The organism is Kordiimonas pumila (genome assembly GCF_015240255.1).
Taxonomy (GTDB): domain Bacteria; phylum Pseudomonadota; class Alphaproteobacteria; order Sphingomonadales; family Kordiimonadaceae; genus Kordiimonas; species Kordiimonas pumila.
The window spans coordinates 855,655-873,068 of the sequence record NZ_CP061205.1 but is presented as its reverse complement, the minus strand read 5'-3'; the positions used below and the strand labels follow the sequence as shown (position 1 = coordinate 873,068).

The window sequence follows — 17,414 nt, the reverse complement described above, 5'->3', positions numbered from 1 at the left end:
CGCTTCTAGCGCGCACACTTGCGGGACACCGCTTAAGAGTCAAGTAAAAAGGCAGGTTGACGCCGCGTCATATTGGGCTTATTTCCGCCGCATGAGCAATTTTGAAAATAGCCTAAATGCCTTCGCCGAGCAAAAACTGGCGTCTCTGGAAGCCAAAAACCAGCGCCGCAGCCTTTTTGCCATGGAACGTCGTTACGGTATGGATATTGAAACGGCTGACGGCAGCCACCTGATTAGCTTTACAGATAATGACTATTTAGGCCTTTCAACCCATCCTGATGTGGTAAACGCCGCCATTGAAGCCACCCGTAAATATGGTGCTGGTTCTGGCGCAAGCCGTTTGGTAACCGGCAATCACCCCCTATATGATGCGCTGGAAGAAAAAATAGCGCAGATCAAAGGCACAGAATCAGCAGCTGTTTTTGGGTCTGGCTATCTCGCTAACGTTGGCATTATTCCCACATTCATTGGCAAAAAAGACCTCATCATTGCCGACGAACTGGTGCACACCTGCATTCATGCAGGTATGGCACTTTCAAACGCCAAAACTTTGTATTTTCGCCATAATGATGCTGACCATGCAGCGGAACTGATGGCCGAGCACCGGCATAATCACCCTCACGCTATGATCATTGTTGACGGTGTCTATTCAATGGACGGCGACATTGCCCCGCTTATTGCGCTCGGCGAACTGGCACAAAAATATGACGCCTGGCTGATGAACGACGATGCTCATGCCCTTGGTACTATTGGCAGCGGACGCGGCTCCGCCCACGCATGCGGCGCCGAGCATTTGGTGCCCCTGCAAATGGGTACTCTTTCAAAGGCAGTTGGCGCTTACGGTGGCTACCTTGCGGCCAGCAAACCAGTGATTGATTTTATTAAAACACGCGCGCGGTCATTTATATACACAACAGGCCTGCCGCCAGGCACGATTGGCGCGGCCTTAAAAGCACTTGAGATGATCGAGAGCAACCCGACATTAACAGCACGGCCCACACAGCTCGCGCAGCATTTTGCCAAAAGCCTGCAACTGCCAACACCAGAAACGCCCATTGTACCGCTGGTTATTGGCGCCGAAACAGATGCCCTTGCGGCATCAGCCAAGCTTGCCGAAAAAGGGTTCAAGGTAACAGCCTTCCGGCCACCAACAGTGCCAGAAGGCACATCTCGACTCAGGTTCACCTTTTCTGCAAGCCACAGAGACAGCGATATAGAGCGGCTGATAACAGCTTGCCGGAAGCTGTCACTGGGGGGGGCAGCATGAACGGGCTGTTCATTACATCAACCGGTACTGAAATTGGCAAAACATTCGTCACCGCATGCCTATGCCACCAATTAATAGAGGCTGGCAAACCTGTTGATGCCATCAAACCTATTATCAGCGGTATAAACGGTGCCGATATGACCGGCACAGATACCGCTGTTATTGCAGAAAGCCTCCGTCTGCCGCTTGATGCAGCCACAATCGACCAGCTTTCCCCTTTTCGCTATAAAGCACCACTTGCGCCTTCAATGGCGGCAGCGCTTGAAGGTAAAACACTAGACTACGACGCCCTTATCACCCTTTGTAAAGGCCGCCTTTCAGCGTCCCCCTTCACGCTTATTGAGGGTGTGGGCGGCAGTTTTGTACCGCTTACCCATAACCGGCTGGTGGCAGACTGGATAAGCGACATAAACCTTGCTTCTGTACTGGTTGCGGGCAGTTATCTTGGCACCATATCGCATATCATTGCCACCGCCGAGGCCATGAAAACCCGCAAGCTGCCAATCACTGCGATTGTTATTTCTGAAACAGCCGGTGCAGGCCACCCTGACCTCCTCAAAACACAAGAACAGATTGAAAATTGGACAGACATTCCGGTTGTAACCGTGCCGCGCATTAAGGGCACAGAGGGCTGGAAACAAGCCCCCGACCTTCTAGCAGCTTGTCTCCCACAGTAACGGCAAGCGTTACCTAGAGGGCAAGACTTACCCCGGCATCTTTCGCCGCCTCTATGCCTTTGTGCAGGCGCAAGTTTCATCAACCAATTAAAAACACAGCAAAAACACACGCTCCGTAAAACTGGCACACCTGTTGCTCTATAGAGTGGCAGTAACCCTGAACCTGATAAGACGGAGCAATGCCATGCAAGAACCCCTTTCTTTTGACCCAGACTATTATTTTGATCTGGTTGCAGGCAACCTGCTGAAAAACCTCGGCGAGGATGCACTACTCTATGCTGATCAGGCCCTAACTAAAATGAAAGCGCTTGGCGACGAGGAAGGCCTTTCCATGTGGCTTTCCATTCACGAGCACCTAGCCAACCGTACTGTTAAGGCTAACCGACCCAAAGGGGTGGTTTTACACTAATTTAGTTTTGGACGGAATCACTCAGCACCCGGCACCCATGTTCCGTCCAAATTTCCGGGAAATACCCATTCCCGGAAACCCGACCCGCCCCCACCCAGGGCGGGTCGTTTCTTTTTGCTGTTGGTGATAATTAGTATTTTTGTTAACCCAACATTGATGTTTTAGGTCTAGACTTGAAAACTGGTTACTATAAAACCCTACGTGAAAATGATGCCACCACGGTATAAGGTATTAGTGTGATGACCGCAGCACCTGAAGCAACACCTGAGCCTACAATAGCGACACTAGATGTAACAGGTTTGCTATGCCCCATTCCTGTACTTCGCACCCGCCGAATTCTGGACGGTATGAAACCGGGCGAAATGCTCGTTGTAAAAGCTTCTGACCCAGCATCTGTACAAGACATGCCTGCCTTCTGCAAAATCACAGGTCACACACTGCGCATGGCACGTATTGAAGAAAAAACGTACATTTTTGAAATTGAAAAGGCCGCTACATCACCCGCAGAAGACCTGCCTGTTGTACCGCTGCGCCTGTCGCGCCATTAAGCAGCTTACTTTCTGCTTATCATACCCACACCCCACCCTGCAGCAAGGGCAACAAGCACAGCCGTCAGGCCGTACCAAAAAGGGTATTCGTTAGCAAATGTATAAGCTGCTCGTTCAAAACCTTCTTTGTCGACATTCAGTTTAATACGGTTTCTGGCCTTCAGGCTACCGTGCTGAAATAGAAAAGTTTCAACAATAAATTCTCCAACAGGCACCTTGGCCGGTAAATGCACATCGGTTCGAAACAGGCCCTCAGCCACGTGGGTAACCGTATCTAGTTCCTGCCTGTACAGGTTTTCAGTTGCCCGCAGTCTAAAAAGTGCATTTCTAAATTCGGCTGGTGGCACCACAAGGCCGTGGTCAGTTTCTGCAACCAGTGGCAAATAATCAAACCCGATACCGTAGCTTTCAAAAGCAGCCCTGCTGGCTATTTCTTTAATTGGCCGGGTTGCCGCAACGGCATAATAGCCGGGGGCCGCCGGGAAAATGATATCTTCGTTATTAATCCAGATAATGCCAACTTTGTCTTTACGGCGCACCACCGCTTTTGATTCAGGACCGCGCACCACAACCACCACATCAAAGGGTTCTTTCATCGGGTTTACGCCAGAGGATCCAATAGCGCCAAATAGAATAAGGTCCGCGCCGTTAAAGCTATATCTAATTTCAATACGCTTGTTTGTCAGGTCAGTGACAAGGGCTGCAGCAGGCTTAAGGCCGATAAGAAGTAAAGCCAGTACTGCCAGAAACCGTACCATCAAGATGCCTCACCGTTTGCATCAACCGGCGATACACTATATAGCTCATCTGGTTCCACAATCAGGCCGTAGCCCATTTTAGCACAGACCACGAGAACAAGCAGCGCGAGCAAGGCGCGCAAATGCTCGCCTTTCATTTTCATGCCAACCTGCGCGCCCATCTGTGCCCCAAAAACACCACCTATCAACAGCAGGATCGCCAGAAAAATATCAACTGTCTGGCTACTGACCGAATGAAAAATAGTTGTTAGAGCTGTTACAAAAATAATCTGAAACAGCGAGGTACCAATCACCACATTGGTTGGCATTCCTAACAGATAGATCATGGCTGGCAGCATAATAAAGCCACCGCCAACGCCCATAATGGCCGACAAAAGCCCCACAAGAGTGCCAATTGCAAGTGGCAACAGAACAGATATATAAAGCCGAGATTTCCGGAATCGCATTTTAAAGGGTAGCGCATGGATCCACGCTTTATGGCGGTCCTCCCTCGGGCCTTTTGGCGCTACATAACCCCGATATTGCCGCAGGATTGCGCGCACACTTTCCCAGAACATAAGGCCGCCAACCAAGCCAAGGAACATTACATAAGCAAGGGCAATCATGAGATCGACCTGCCCAAGTCCCCTCAGATACGTAAAAACCTGCGCTCCAAAAAATGACCCAACAGCACCGCCAACAATTAAAACGGTGCCCATCTTAAAATCGATGCCTTGTCGCCTATAATGCGCAAGTGCACCCGTAACAGAAGCGGCGGTGATCTGGTTAGACTGGGTCGCCACAGCAACCGCAGGCGGAATCCCTACAAAAATTAAAAGCGGCGCCATCAAAAAGCCACCGCCCACCCCAAACATGCCCGATAAGAAGCCAACAATCGCGCCCATACCAATCACTAGAAATATATTCATAGAGAGTTCGGCGATCGGTAAATAAAGTGGCATTTATGACTGATCCAGACAAAAGGGGCCGATAAAGTCAGGGGCTGACATCCCCTCTCTTTCAGTGGTAACGAATGTTGAAACAAATTGCAATAATAGCGGCACGTTCCCTGTCATTATGCTGCGCCGGAAGCACCTTTGCTATTACGCCGGCCATATTTAGCAAGTGCATCTTCCATCGCAGGGCCAATCCGGCCTGTGACCCACAAGCTAAACATTTTGTAATCACCAAGCAGCGACCACCATGTGTAATCAAAAGTCGCAGGGCGGTTTTTCTCAAACACATAATGGCCAACCCATGCAAAACCATAGCCCACAACAGGGAATAAAAGCAGCAACCACCATTTTTGACTCAAAAGAGCATAAAGCATAATGACAGTTCCAAGGCTGGTGCCAATATAATGCAAAGCCCGACACACCGGTAGCGAATGTTCCGATAAATAATATGGGAAAAACTCGCTGAAACTGTCAAATTTTGGTGCCATGTTTTATCTCCCCATACGCCGAGTCGCGCGAAAAACCCCCGTTTTTTCTATTATAGCTTACCTGCTGCATAGATGCCATATTTGTAAAATATAGTGCAATTTCATGCAGGTAGCAACTTACGCCATAGCAAGTATTGACGTTTACGTTAACGTTAATTATGATTTCTCTCGAACTGGGGAAGCATTAACTATGCCTGATAAAGAGTTAATAACTTATTCTATTAATGAACTTTCGCGCGAATATAATGTTACGCCGCGTACCCTCAGACATTATGAAGACCAAGGCTTGTTGTCCCCTCTGCGTCAAGGCCAGACCCGAATTTACCACACAAAAGACCGCGCACGGCTTGCCTGGATTCTACGCGGTAAACGTGTAGGCTTTTCTCTGCAGGAAATTGGCGAGATGCTTGACCTGTACGGTCAGGGGGACGGCCGGGAAAAACAACGTGCCGTAACAATAAGCCGCTGCACGGACCGTATTAAAGCGCTTGAAAACCAGCGCGACGACATAAACGCCACAATCGACGAGTTGCAAGAATTCTGTGACACACTGATGAACTTGAAACGGTGTGAGAAAACCGGCCGCTGGATTCGGGAAGACACCGGCGAACCAATCAGAAATTACGCCCCGTAAAACAGTTTCACGCATAGCTTAATTCAGAAATACTTAAACGAAGGACATGAAATATGCCTACATACCGCGCCCCAACCAAGGATATGAACTTTATCATAAACGAGGTGCTGAATATTGGTAAATATTCCAATCTGCCAGTTTTCTCTGAAGCAACGCCAGACCTGATTGCTGCCATTCTCGAAGAAGGCGCAAAAATCTGTGAAAACGAACTTGCCCCGCTCAACCATTCTGGCGACCAGGAAGGCTGTACGCGCCATGATGATAGTTCAGTTACAACGCCAAAAGGCTTCAAGGAAGCGTATCAAAAATTTACTGAAGGCGGCTGGGGCAGCTTAACAGACGACCCCAAATACGGCGGACAAGGCCTGCCCCATGTGATTGGCTTTGCCATGGAAGAAATGATGGTGTCGGCCAATATGGCTTTTGCCATGTATCCAGGCCTATCAGCCGGTGCCCGCGCGGCCATCACCATTGACGGTACAGACGAGCAAAAACAAACATACTTGCCTAAAATGATATCGGGTGAATGGACAGGCACCATGAACCTGACCGAGGCACACTGTGGCACAGACCTTGGCATGCTGCGCACCAAAGCAGAACCAAACGATGATGGTTCATACGCGATAACAGGCAGTAAAATTTTTATCTCAGCGGGTGAGCACGACCTAGCCGACAATATTATTCACCTTGTGCTTGCACGCCTGCCGGATGCGCCAAAAGGTGTGAAAGGTATCTCACTGTTTATTGTGCCCAAGTTCCTTGTGAACGATGACGGCTCGCTCGGCGAGCGTAACGCTGTTCTTTGTGGCTCTATTGAAGAAAAAATGGGCATTCATGCCAACTCTACCTGTGTGCTGAATTATGACGGTGCCAAAGGCTTCCTGATCGGCGAACCTCACAAGGGCCTCAGGTCCATGTTTATTATGATGAACGCCGCCCGTCTCGGCGTGGCAGTGCAAGGCTACGGCCAGTCTGAAGTCGCATACCAAAACGCGGTTGATTATGCGAAAGACCGTATTCAGGGTCGCTCGCTTTCTGGCCCCAAAGCACCAGACAAAGCCGCAGACCCGATTATCGTGCACCCCGATGTGCGCCGGAACCTCCTGAACGCCAAATCCTTCAATGAAGGCGCACGCGCCGCCGCTTTCTGGTGCGCAATGCTGGTTGACCTGTCACACGGCAGTGAATCTGAAAAACAGCGCGAGTGGGCAGATGATATCGTTGGCCTTTTAACACCTGTGATGAAAGGTGTGTTCACGGACCGCGGCTTTGAATATGCCGCCAGTTCGCAGCAGGTTTACGGTGGCCACGGCTATATTCAGGAATGGGGCATGGAACAATTTGTCCGCGATGCCCGCATCACCCAAATTTACGAGGGTGCGAACGGTATTCAGGCGCTTGATCTTGTGGGCCGCAAGTTGCCTGCAAATGGTGGCCGGGCAGTTCAGCGCTTTTTCAAGCATGTCATGACCATTGTTGCTGACTGCAAGACAAACGAAAAACTGGCTGATTTCACTGGCCCGCTTGAGAAAGCCTCCGCCGATTTGCAAACCGCCACCATGTGGCTGATGCAGAACGCCATGCAAAACCCTGATAACGCTGGTGCTGCCTCCACACCGTACATGCACCTGTTTGGCCATGTGCTTATTGGGCTTCAGTGGCTTGAGATGGCAAAAACTTCTGTTGAAAAACTGGAAGAAGGGTCTGACGACGCTACATTCTATGAGAACAAGCTTGCAACCGGCCGGTATTACATGAAACGCCGCCTGCCAGAGACAAAAGCGCTGCTTGCAGAAATTGAAGCAGGTTCAGCCGATGTTATGGCGCTTGATGCAGCAAACTTTTAATTCTTGAGGGGATAACACGATGACCGAAGCTTACATTTATGATGCTGTTAGAACGCCGCGAGGCCGTGGTCGCAGTGACGGCTCGCTTCATGAAATAACGCCCATTCAGCTTGGCACCCAAGTGCTGGAAGCCGTGCGGGACCGTAACGACCTTGACACCAGCTATGTGGAAGACGTTGTTTTTGGCTGCGTATCACCAGTTGGTGAACAAGGCGCAGATATTGCCCGTGTTGCGGCCATTAACGCAGGCTACGCCGAGACCACCGCAGGCTTTCAGGTAAACCGTTTCTGCGCCTCTGGCCTTGAAGCTGTGAACATTGCAGCCGCCAAGGTTATGGCCGGTGAAACAGATATGGCGATCGGCGGCGGTGTTGAAAGCATGAGCCGGGTACCGATGGGCTCTGACGGCGGCGCGTGGCCGGTTGATCCCGCTGTTGCCTTCCACACCTACTTTGTACCGCAGGGTGTCTCGGCAGACCTGATCGCCACCAAATATGGCTATAGCCGCGACGATGTAGACGCCTACGCCGTTGAAAGCCAGAAACGCGCTAAAAAATCATGGGATGAAAAGCGCTTTTCAAAATCCATTGTGCCCGTGAAAGATGTTATCGGCATGACCGTGCTGGATCACGACGAGTATATCCGGCCAGAAACCACCATGCAGTCGCTTGGTGGCTTACGGCCTGCTTTTAGCCAGATGGGTGAAATTGGCTTCGATAATGTTGCGCTTCAGAAATACCCGGAATTTGAGGCGATCAACCATGTGCACCATGCTGGCAACTCGTCTGGTATTGTGGACGGCGCTGCCGCTGTTCTGGTTGGCACCAAGGAAATGGGCAAAAAGCTTGGCCTAAAGCCCCGCGCCCGCATTCGGTCAATGGCTTCTATCGGGTCAGAACCCACTATCATGCTAACCGGCCCCAGCTTTGCCGCAGAAAAGGCCCTGAAGCGCGCGGGCATGAGCACCTCTGACATTGACCTTTGGGAACTGAACGAAGCCTTCGCCGCTGTTGTGCTGCGCTTTATGGATGCCCTGAATGTTGACCACAGTGTGATGAACGTAAACGGCGGCTCGATCGCCCTTGGGCACCCGCTGGGTGCAACGGGCGCCATGATCCTTGGTACTGTGCTTGACGAGCTTGAGCGTAGCGGTAAATCCACCGCGCTTGCCACGCTCTGCATTGGTGCAGGCATGGGTACAGCCACCATCATTGAACGTGTGTAAGGGGAGACATATTATGACTGATACAATTCGCTATGAAACAGATGCTGACGGTATCGCCCTTCTGACCATTGACCTACCGGGCGCCAGCATGAATGTGTTCAACGAACAACTTATCAAAGACCTTGATACCTGCGTTGACAAAATTCTGGCCGATGATGCCGTGAAAGGCGCGGTCATTACCTCTGGTAAATCAACCTTCCTTGCAGGCGCTGACCTTAATATGCTCGGCAGCCAGTCTGGCAAGGGTGCGACTTTAGAAGAAAAGTTCGCAGGCGCCTTTGCCCTTAACAAACTATTTCGCAAAATGGAAACCGGCGGCAAGGCGCCAAAAGTGTTGGCAATAGAAGGCACCAAACCATTTGCAGCCGCCATTAATGGTCTTGCCCTTGGTGGCGGGCTTGAGCTTGTGCTGGCTTGCCATTACCGTGTGGTAGCCGATGACCCGCGCATTCAGCTTGGTCTACCAGAAAGCCAAGTGGGCTTATTGCCGGGCGGCGGCGGCACACAGCGCCTGCCACGCCTTATTGGCATTCAGGCAGCAGCGCAAGCCATTACAACCGGTAAACCCTTTAACCCAATGACAGCGGCTGGCCTTGGTATCGTGAACGAAGTGGCACCTCTTGCTGATGTGGTTACAAAAGCAAAAGAATGGGTAAAGAAAACATCTTCTGCCATCGCGCCGTGGGATAAAAAAGGCTTTAAATACCCCGGCGGCGCTGGCGCCATGAACCCCGCTGCTGTGCAAACCTTTATCGGCGCGAACGCGATGGCGCAAAAGCAAACCCAGCATAACTACCCGGCGATTGAAGCCGTACTTTCCTGCCTTTATGAGGGCGGCATTGTTGATTTTGACACCGCCATCCGAATCGAAAGCAAATATTTCCTCAAGCTGCTATCTGGCCCAGTGGCCGGCAACATGATCCGCAGCCTGTTTATTAACAAGCAGGCCGTTGAAAAAGGCTCGCTGCGGCCAAAAGGCTTTGAGCGCAAAACCGTGAAGCGCCTTGGCATGCTGGGCGCGGGCCTGATGGGCGCGGGCGTAGCTTATGTGTCTGCTAAAGCAGGGATGGATGTGGTGCTTCTAGACCGCGACGCGGCAGCAGCCGAAAAAGGCAAAGATTATTCCCGTAAGCTTGTAGAAACCGGCGTTAGCCGCAGCAAGGTAACAAAGGAAAAGGGCGAAGCGCTTCTGTCGCGCATTCACACCACATCGGATTATGCTGACCTTAAAGACTGCGACCTTATTATCGAAGCCGTGTTCGAGGCTGACGAAGTGAAGCGCGACGTAACGCAGAAAACCGAAGCCGTTATCGGCAAGGATGTGGTGTTCGCCAGTAACACCTCCACCCTGCCGATCACAGGCCTTGCCAAAAACTTCACCCGCCCGCACCAGTTTATCGGCATTCATTTCTTCTCGCCCGTTGATAAAATGCCGCTGGTTGAAATTATCATGGGTGAAAAAACAGACGACGAGACCCTTGCGCTTGCGCTTGATTATGTAAGCCAGATCAAGAAAACACCGATTGTGGTGAACGATAGTCGGGGCTTCTATACCAGCCGCTGTTTTGGCACTTATGTGTCAGAAGGGTACGCCATGGTGCAAGAAGGCGTCAAACCAGCGCTGATCGAAAATGTCGGCAAAATGAGCGGTATGCCGGTTGGCCCCTTGGCCGTGGGCGACGAAGTAGCGATCGACCTTGGCTACAAAATTGGTATCGCAACCAAAAAGGCGCTGGGCGACAAATATGTAGCCAGCCCCGCAGACGCTTTTGCTGAAAAAATGGTGGTGGAGCTGGAGCGTTTTGGCCGCAAAAACGGCAAGGGTGCCTATGTCTACCCCGAAGACGGCAGCAAAAAGCACCTGTGGCCAGAACTGTCTGACCATTTCCCCGTGGCCGCAAACCAACCCAGCGTGGATGAAGTACAGTCCCGCCTGCTGGTACGCCAAGCTGTTGAATGCGCCCGCTGCTTTGAAGAAGGCGTGTTGATTGATGCCTCCTCTGGCGATATCGGCGCTATCTTCGGCTGGGGTTTTGCACCGTGGACCGGCGGCCCGTTCAGCTTTATTGACACATACGGCGTTGCCAAATTTGTGGCGGAAGCAGACAGGCTGGCCCAAGCTTACGGACCGCGCTTTACCCCGCCCAAGTTGCTGCGCGATATGGCAGCCAAAGGCGAAACCTTTTACGGCAAAGGCGACACACGCGGGCGCCTCACCAAAGCCGCGTAGTAAAATTAAATACCTAGTAAAAGGCCGCACCTGTTCAGGCGCGGCCTTTTTCATGTTGCGAGTATGCTGACTCTGGCTTTATATGGGCTTTCATTTCCGGAACACTTTTAGGGGGATATCATGACAGACACACCAACATATGGTTTTGCAACACAGGCCGTGCACGCGGGCGCAGAACCAGACCCATCAACAGGTGCGCGCGTAACACCCATTTACCAAACCGCATCTTATGTTTTTGACAGTGTGGACCACGCGGCAAACCTGTTTGACCTAAAGGCGTTCGGCAACATTTATTCCCGCATTATGAACCCCACGGTTGATGCGCTTGAGAAACGTATTGCAGCCTTAGAGGGCGGCGTGGCGGCTGTTGGGGCATCATCCGGCCACGGGGCACAGTTACTTGCCATTCACCCCCTTATGGAGCCGGGCTGCAACATTGTGGCTGCCAACAAGCTATACGGCGGCACCATGAACCAGTTCGCGCACTCGTTTAAAAAAATGGGTTGGGGTGTCACCTTTGTTGACCCTGCTGACATTGAAGGTATTGCGGCTGCAATTGACGATAAAACCCGCGCTGTTTTCATTGAAAGTATTGCAAACCCCGGCGGCGTGGTGGTTGATATCGCCGCCATTGCAGATGCAGCGCACAAAGGCGGCGTACCGCTAATTGTGGATAACACGCTCGCAACCCCGTATCTGTGCCAGCCTATCAAGCACGGCGCCGATATTGTGGTACATTCCATGACCAAATTCCTCGGCGGGCACGGCACATCGCTGGGGGGTATTGTGGTAGATGCAGGCACGTTTAAATGGAAAGGCAACGCCAAATTCCCTGAGATCAGCGAGTCAAACCCCTGTTACCACGGCATGTGTTTTGCTGACACGTTTGACCCCTTTGCTTATGCGATCACCGTCAGGGTAATATCGCTGCGCGATCTTGGGCCGTGCCTTGCACCCATGAATGCGTTCCAGATTTTACAAGGAGTTGAAACCTTGCATCTGCGCATGCAGCGCCATGTGGAAAACACGCTGGCGGTTGCTAAATTTCTGCAAGGCCATGCAGCCGTTAGCTGGGTGAACTATGCGGGGTTGCCGGGCGATAAGGGCCATGCCCTCGCGCAGAAATATGCCCCCAAAGGAGCGGGCGCCGTGTTTACCTTTGGTTTAAAGGGCGGGTTCGAGGCTGGCGTAAAACTGGTGGAAAACACCAAACTGTTCTCGCATCTTGCAAACATCGGTGATGTCAGAAGCCTTATTATTCACCCGGCCTCTACCACCCACCGGCAGCTTTCTGACGAAGCAAAGGCAAAAGCGGGCGCTGGGCCAGATGTGGTGCGCCTCTCTGTGGGTATTGAGGATGCAGCCGACCTGATAGCAGACCTGAATAGTGCGCTTTCTCTCTAAGGCAGCAAACCGGTATGACCCTTAAAATAGATGAAAAATTTTCAAAACTGGGTCTGGAAACCCATATTGGCATACTGGACTTTGAAGTAGAAGTGGGGCCGTCTGGCCCCGCGCTCCTTGCCGCAATGGAAGACGGTGCCGAAACCCGCATGAACGAGCTATTGGGCGAAGCGGCCTCTACTGACCCGGTTATTGCTGGCGTCAGGGCGGCCTTCAAGTCGCTTGGTAAAGATCCGTCCCGCTACCGGCCATCGTCTGAGGCACTAACCCGCCGGGTGCTGTCTGGCAAAGCGCTGTATCATGTGAATAATGTGGTGGACAGCGGCAACCTTATTTCCCTTATGACCGGCCTTCCAATTGGCTGTTATGATGCTGCATGGATAAAAGGCCCCATTGAATTCAGGGTTGGTATGCCGGGCGAAACCTACGACGGTATTGGCCGCGGCGATGTAAACCTTGAAAACCTGCCTGTACTGGCAGACACCAGCGGCGCGTTTGGTAGCCCGTTTTCAGATAGTGGCCGCACGGCTGTAGGTGACCGCACCAAAAACCTGAAGTTTGTTATTTACGGGCTGAATGTTGATGTCGCGCATGTGGAGGCCGCCGCCGAAATGGCTGACATGATCATTAGCCGCTTCTGCGCACCAGACTAAAGCCCCTTCAGCCCTATTAGAACGCACCGAAGGTACGACCTACTGGTCAAGCCGGGTTTTTGACCAATATTAAGGTCAACCGTTTTGAAAGGATGCCCGATGCCACAATCAGCCCCCGTTTTGACGTTTGAAACCCTTGCTGTCAGCCTTGAGGGGAATATCGCCCATGTTGCGCTTAACCGCCCCGAACAATTGAATGCCATGAACGGCGATATGTTCCGGGAAATTGGCGAGGCTTTTAGGGCGCTGGATGCTATCCCCAGTGTTAGGGCCGTGGTGCTATCCGGCAACGGCAAGCTTTTTACCGCTGGCCTTGATTTGAAAGAAAGCGCCAGCCTGCTTGGCCAAGCCGAAGGAGACCCGGCACGGGTGCGCGAAAAATTACGGCGGCACATTCTTTTTTGGCAAGACTGCCTATCCACGCTTGAGGAATGCCGCGCCCCGGTGGTCGCTTGTGTGCACGGTGCCTGCCTTGGCGGCGGCATAGACCTTATTACCGCCGCTGATATGCGTATATGTACAGAAGACGCTTATTTCACCATTCAGGAAGTAAACGTTGGCATTGTCGCTGATGTTGGCACCCTGCAACGCATGCCGCATTTGCTGCCGCAAGGTATCCTGCGCGAACTGGCATACACCGGCCGCAAGTTCACCAGCGCTGAGGCGGATAAATATGGTTTTGTAAACAGTGTGCATGCTGACAAGGAAGCAGCACTTGCCGCCGCAACCGCGCTTGCCCACGCCATCGCTGCTAAAAGCCCGATGGCCGTAACCGGCACCAAGGCTATCATTAATCACTCACGCGATCATAGCTTGCGCGACGGGCTTGAGTATGTGGCCGCATGGAACAGCGGGCAACTACTTGGGGAAGATGTGGTAAAAGCTGCGACCGCCGCCCTCACCCGGCAGGAGGTAACCTTCGCTGACCTATTAGCCGCAGATGACTAAGGGTATTCCGGCGCATTTCTCTAAGGTCAGGATAATTTGACTTGCCCTAATGCCCTTTCATTGGCTAGCAAAGGAGGTTACTTTCGAACGGAGTAAGCCAATGCGCCTTTTAGCAGCCTTTTTAAGTTTGGCCTTTTTTACCTTTTCGCTACCCTTGCAGGCAGCAGAAAATAGCTTTTTGCCTGTCCTTAACAGCTATGTATCCATGAAGCTGCACCTTGATGACCGTAATGGACAAATGGTAGGCGCTGCATGGATACGGGTTAAAAACACCACGGACAGACCGCTTGTGGAAGTTCCCTTTATTTTAAACCCCGGTCTCCATGTAACCAAGGTTACAAATGGGGCTGGTGCTGCCCTAGGTTTTTCTGCAAACCTTAGCCCTGTTAGCGGCTATGCCGGGCTGCGTGCTACTGTTGGCACGGTCTCTTTAAGCGCCCCTGTTCCCGCAGGCAGCGAAGCAGAAATTGTTATTCAGTACCGCGGTATCCTAAGCCCGCTGGAAAGCGGCGGCATCCTTGGTGCAAAAGAAACCCTAAACCCTGACTTTACCATGATCCGCGCGGAAAGCTTCGGCTATCCAGTGATTGCTGCACCCACTAAAGCCAGCATTAATATGGCGATTAACCAGCCCCCTTATTACCAAACAGCGACACTTGAACTGCCATCCGGTTACAGTGTTGCAGGTAACCTAATAACCGACAGCCCCGCAGACGCTGCCAAAATAGATCTGAAAAGTGACACACCTGTCGCAGCTATGGTACTGCCTATAGGGCGCTTCACTAAAGAACAGCAAGGGGCCTTTCTCCTTGCCTCGCTTACCGGCAACACTGTAAACAGCACTGATGTGCTGGCAACAAACGCGCCGCTTGCTGCACAGCTTACCGACTGGTTAGGAACGCCCAAAACACCCTTGCAAATTAGTTTTGTGCCAGATGGCTACGGCACCTTTACAGAACCGGGCTTTATAATGCTGCCTGAAAACAGCGGCGGAAACACAGTAGTAGCCGCCGCCAGTGCAGACATGGTGAAAGCCGCCATTCCAGCCGCTTGGGGTATTTATCAAGGCGCGCCCGGCGCGTGGGATAACGGCCTCAACACAGTTCTTTTAATCCTGTTTGACGGCACCGAAGCGGTGGCCAGTGCAGAAGCGGCAGCCTTTAAAGCCGCACAGAACGCCGTGAACCTAAACACAACCCTTGGTAAAATGCCGGTCGGCGACTATCAAAACCCGGCAGATAAAGATGCCGTGGGCACGCTGTTTTTTTGGCTGCTGTATGACCGGCTGGGGCATGATGATTTTATGGCCTTTGCCCGCACACTGCGCACCGAACTGCCAAACAGCAATGCAGGCTATCTGATGCTGGCCGATGTAATCGCTGAAGTAAAAGCACCAAAGGCTGCACAAAAGCTTTCTGTAAACTGGCTTGAAAAAGGCAAGCTGGATAAAGATATAAAGAAAGCACAGAAGTTTGCAGATGTCAGCGAACGCTATTGAGGTGTCCTTAGTGTCAATTGATATTAAAATATGTGGCATACACGAGGCCGAACATGCCAAAGCCGCTGCTGCACACGGCGCTGCGTATGTAGGCTTTATCTTTTTTGCCAAATCACCCCGCAACCTGACATTAATGGAAGCCATGCGCCTTGCACCCAACCTACCCTCTGGCCCCAAGCGGGTTGGTGTGTTTGTGAATGCGGACATCCCTTTCATTAAAGCCCGGGTAGAAGCACTGACGCTTGACATGATACAGCTACACGGTAGTGAAAAACCAGCTGATGTAGCGCTGATTAAAGCTGAAACCGGTCTGCCGGTTATCAAAGCTCTGGCAGTTTCAGAGGAAAGTGACATCCAGAAAGCGGATACCTACAGCGGTATCGCCGACATGATCCTGTTTGACGCAAAGCCCCCAAAGGGCGCGGTACTGCCCGGCGGCAATGCTGTTTCGTTTCCGTGGGGCATTTTAAAAGGCAAAAACCTGCCTTATCCTTGGCTTATGGCAGGGGGCTTAACGCCTGAAAACGCAGCCGCAGCCATTGCAGCCAGCGGTGCCACGGCGCTTGATGTATCATCCGGTGTTGAAACTGAACCCGGAAAAAAATCATCAGAACTGATCAAAGCCTTTCTAACTGCCGTAAAAGGCGTTAAGGAAAGCACCAAATTAAAAACAGTGGAAATACCATGACGCTTAACAGCTATCGCACGGGGCCTGACGAAAAAGGCCATTTTGGCATTTACGGTGGCCGCTATGTATCAGAAACCCTGATGCCGCTGGTCCTTGACGTTGAGAAAGAATACCGCAAAGCAATTAAGGACCCCGCTTATATTGCAGAACTTGATTACCTGAACCGTGTTTATATTGGGCGGCCAAGCCCTCTGTATTATGCGGAGCGGCTAACCGAACACTTGGGCGGTGCCAAGGTATATTTCAAACGCGAAGAGCTGAACCACACCGGCGCGCACAAGATCAACCATGCAATCGGGCAGGTTCTCTTGGCAAAGCGCATGGGCAAAACCCGTGTGATTGCGGAAACAGGTGCAGGCCAGCACGGCGTTGCAACCGCGACAGTGGCAGCGCGCTTTGGCCTTAAATGCACAGTCTTTATGGGCGCTGTTGACATTGAACGCCAAAAACCCAACGTGTTCCGTATGAAGCTGCTTGGTGCCGAAGTGAAGCCTGTTACATCAGGTTCGGCCACGCTTAAAGATGCGATGAATGATGCGCTGCGCGACTGGGTTACTAACGTACACGACACGTTTTACATTATCGGCACCGTTGCAGGCCCCCACCCCTACCCCATGATGGTGCGCGATTTCCAAAGCATCATTGGCCGCGAGACCCGCGAACAGATACTGGAAGCAGAAGGCCGCCTGCCTGACAGCCTTATTGCCTGTGTTGGTGGTGGCTCTAACGCCATTGGTCTTTTCCACCCGTTCCTTGACGACCCCGATATTGATATTATCGCGGTTGAAGCAGCAGGCCACGGTGTAGATACAGACAAGCACGCAGCTTCTATTTCAGGCGGTACACCGGGGGTACTGCACGGTAACCGCACCTATTTGCTGCAAAATGCTGACGGCCAGATAACCGAAGCACATTCCATTTCCGCAGGACTTGATTACCCCGGCATTGGACCAGAGCATGTCTGGCTGCACGAAAATGGCCGCGTGAAATATGTATCAGCCACTGACAGTGAAGCGCTAGAAGCATTCCAGCTATGCTGTAAAACCGAGGGCATTATCCCGGCGCTTGAATCAAGCCATGCGCTCGCCGAGGTTATCAAGCGGGCACCGACTTTGCCAAAAGACCACCTGATGGTGATTAACCTCTCTGGGCGCGGCGACAAAGATATTTTCACGGTCGCCAGTGAACTGGGCGAGGAGCTGTAA

The 17,414-nt window shown here is 51.9% G+C and carries 17 protein-coding genes; 14 read left to right on the top strand and 3 right to left on the bottom strand.

Annotated features, from left to right (window positions below; translation table 11 throughout):
* Positions 1–91: 91 nt before the first annotated feature.
* The 4 genes from ICL80_RS03750 to ICL80_RS03735 all read left to right on the top strand — a co-directional run bounded on the left by ICL80_RS03750 (position 92) and on the right by ICL80_RS03735 (position 2,901).
* A complete protein-coding gene (locus ICL80_RS03750; RefSeq protein WP_194214787.1) occupies positions 92–1,267 on the top strand; it encodes an aminotransferase class I/II-fold pyridoxal phosphate-dependent enzyme in 1,176 nt (391 codons plus the stop codon).
* Positions 1,264–1,944 carry a dethiobiotin synthase gene (gene bioD, locus ICL80_RS03745; protein WP_194214786.1) on the top strand — a complete coding sequence of 227 codons (681 nt, stop codon included), beginning with the start codon at positions 1,264–1,266 and terminating at the stop codon, positions 1,942–1,944. The genes ICL80_RS03750 and bioD overlap by 4 nt, the downstream gene beginning before the upstream one ends.
* A 184-nt stretch (positions 1,945–2,128) precedes the next feature.
* Positions 2,129–2,353, top strand: a complete 225-nt coding sequence (locus ICL80_RS03740; protein WP_194214785.1) for a hypothetical protein — start codon at positions 2,129–2,131, stop codon at positions 2,351–2,353.
* Positions 2,354–2,592: 239 nt separating this feature from the next.
* Complete coding sequence (locus tag ICL80_RS03735; RefSeq protein WP_194214784.1) at positions 2,593–2,901, top strand: sulfurtransferase TusA family protein; 309 nt, start codon at positions 2,593–2,595, stop codon at positions 2,899–2,901.
* 5 nt (positions 2,902–2,906) lie between these two features.
* Here ICL80_RS03735 and ICL80_RS03730 read toward each other — a convergent pair whose 3' ends face one another.
* The 3 genes from ICL80_RS03730 to ICL80_RS03720 all read right to left on the bottom strand — a co-directional run bounded on the left by ICL80_RS03730 (position 2,907) and on the right by ICL80_RS03720 (position 5,082).
* A complete protein-coding gene (locus ICL80_RS03730; RefSeq protein WP_194214783.1) occupies positions 2,907–3,659 on the bottom strand; it encodes a TIGR02186 family protein in 753 nt (250 codons plus the stop codon).
* A complete protein-coding gene (locus ICL80_RS03725) occupies positions 3,659–4,600 on the bottom strand; it encodes a sulfite exporter TauE/SafE family protein (RefSeq protein WP_194214782.1) in 942 nt (313 codons plus the stop codon). Before ICL80_RS03725 ends, ICL80_RS03730 begins: the two co-directional genes overlap by 1 nt.
* A 113-nt stretch (positions 4,601–4,713) precedes the next feature.
* Positions 4,714–5,082, bottom strand: coding sequence for a DUF962 domain-containing protein (locus ICL80_RS03720; RefSeq protein ID WP_194214781.1), 369 nt, complete (start codon positions 5,080–5,082; stop codon positions 4,714–4,716).
* A gap of 190 nt (positions 5,083–5,272) precedes the next feature.
* Here ICL80_RS03720 and ICL80_RS03715 point away from each other — a divergent pair, with 190 nt between their 5' ends.
* The 10 genes from ICL80_RS03715 to trpB all read left to right on the top strand — a co-directional run bounded on the left by ICL80_RS03715 (position 5,273) and on the right by trpB (position 17,414).
* Positions 5,273–5,716 carry a MerR family transcriptional regulator gene (locus ICL80_RS03715; RefSeq protein ID WP_194214780.1) on the top strand — a complete coding sequence of 148 codons (444 nt, stop codon included), beginning with the start codon at positions 5,273–5,275 and terminating at the stop codon, positions 5,714–5,716.
* 53 nt (positions 5,717–5,769) lie between these two features.
* Positions 5,770–7,563, top strand: a complete 1,794-nt coding sequence (locus ICL80_RS03710) for an acyl-CoA dehydrogenase C-terminal domain-containing protein (RefSeq protein WP_194214779.1) — start codon at positions 5,770–5,772, stop codon at positions 7,561–7,563.
* Positions 7,564–7,582: 19 nt separating this feature from the next.
* Positions 7,583–8,788 carry an acetyl-CoA C-acetyltransferase gene (locus ICL80_RS03705; RefSeq protein ID WP_194214778.1) on the top strand — a complete coding sequence of 402 codons (1,206 nt, stop codon included), beginning with the start codon at positions 7,583–7,585 and terminating at the stop codon, positions 8,786–8,788.
* Positions 8,789–8,801: 13 nt separating this feature from the next.
* Complete coding sequence (locus tag ICL80_RS03700) at positions 8,802–11,018, top strand: 3-hydroxyacyl-CoA dehydrogenase NAD-binding domain-containing protein (RefSeq protein WP_194214777.1); 2,217 nt, start codon at positions 8,802–8,804, stop codon at positions 11,016–11,018.
* Positions 11,019–11,138: 120 nt separating this feature from the next.
* Positions 11,139–12,422, top strand: coding sequence for an O-acetylhomoserine aminocarboxypropyltransferase (locus ICL80_RS03695; protein WP_194214776.1), 1,284 nt, complete (start codon positions 11,139–11,141; stop codon positions 12,420–12,422).
* A 14-nt stretch (positions 12,423–12,436) separates the two neighbouring features.
* Positions 12,437–13,075 carry a B3/B4 domain-containing protein gene (locus ICL80_RS03690; RefSeq protein WP_194214775.1) on the top strand — a complete coding sequence of 213 codons (639 nt, stop codon included), beginning with the start codon at positions 12,437–12,439 and terminating at the stop codon, positions 13,073–13,075.
* 99 nt (positions 13,076–13,174) lie between these two features.
* Complete coding sequence (locus ICL80_RS03685; protein WP_194214774.1) at positions 13,175–14,023, top strand: crotonase/enoyl-CoA hydratase family protein; 849 nt, start codon at positions 13,175–13,177, stop codon at positions 14,021–14,023.
* A 100-nt stretch (positions 14,024–14,123) separates the two neighbouring features.
* Complete coding sequence (locus ICL80_RS03680; protein WP_194214773.1) at positions 14,124–15,521, top strand: hypothetical protein; 1,398 nt, start codon at positions 14,124–14,126, stop codon at positions 15,519–15,521.
* Positions 15,502–16,209, top strand: coding sequence for a phosphoribosylanthranilate isomerase (locus ICL80_RS03675; protein ID WP_194214772.1), 708 nt, complete (start codon positions 15,502–15,504; stop codon positions 16,207–16,209). The genes ICL80_RS03680 and ICL80_RS03675 overlap by 20 nt, the downstream gene beginning before the upstream one ends.
* Complete coding sequence (trpB, locus tag ICL80_RS03670) at positions 16,206–17,414, top strand: tryptophan synthase subunit beta (RefSeq protein ID WP_194214771.1); 1,209 nt, start codon at positions 16,206–16,208, stop codon at positions 17,412–17,414. Before ICL80_RS03675 ends, trpB begins: the two co-directional genes overlap by 4 nt.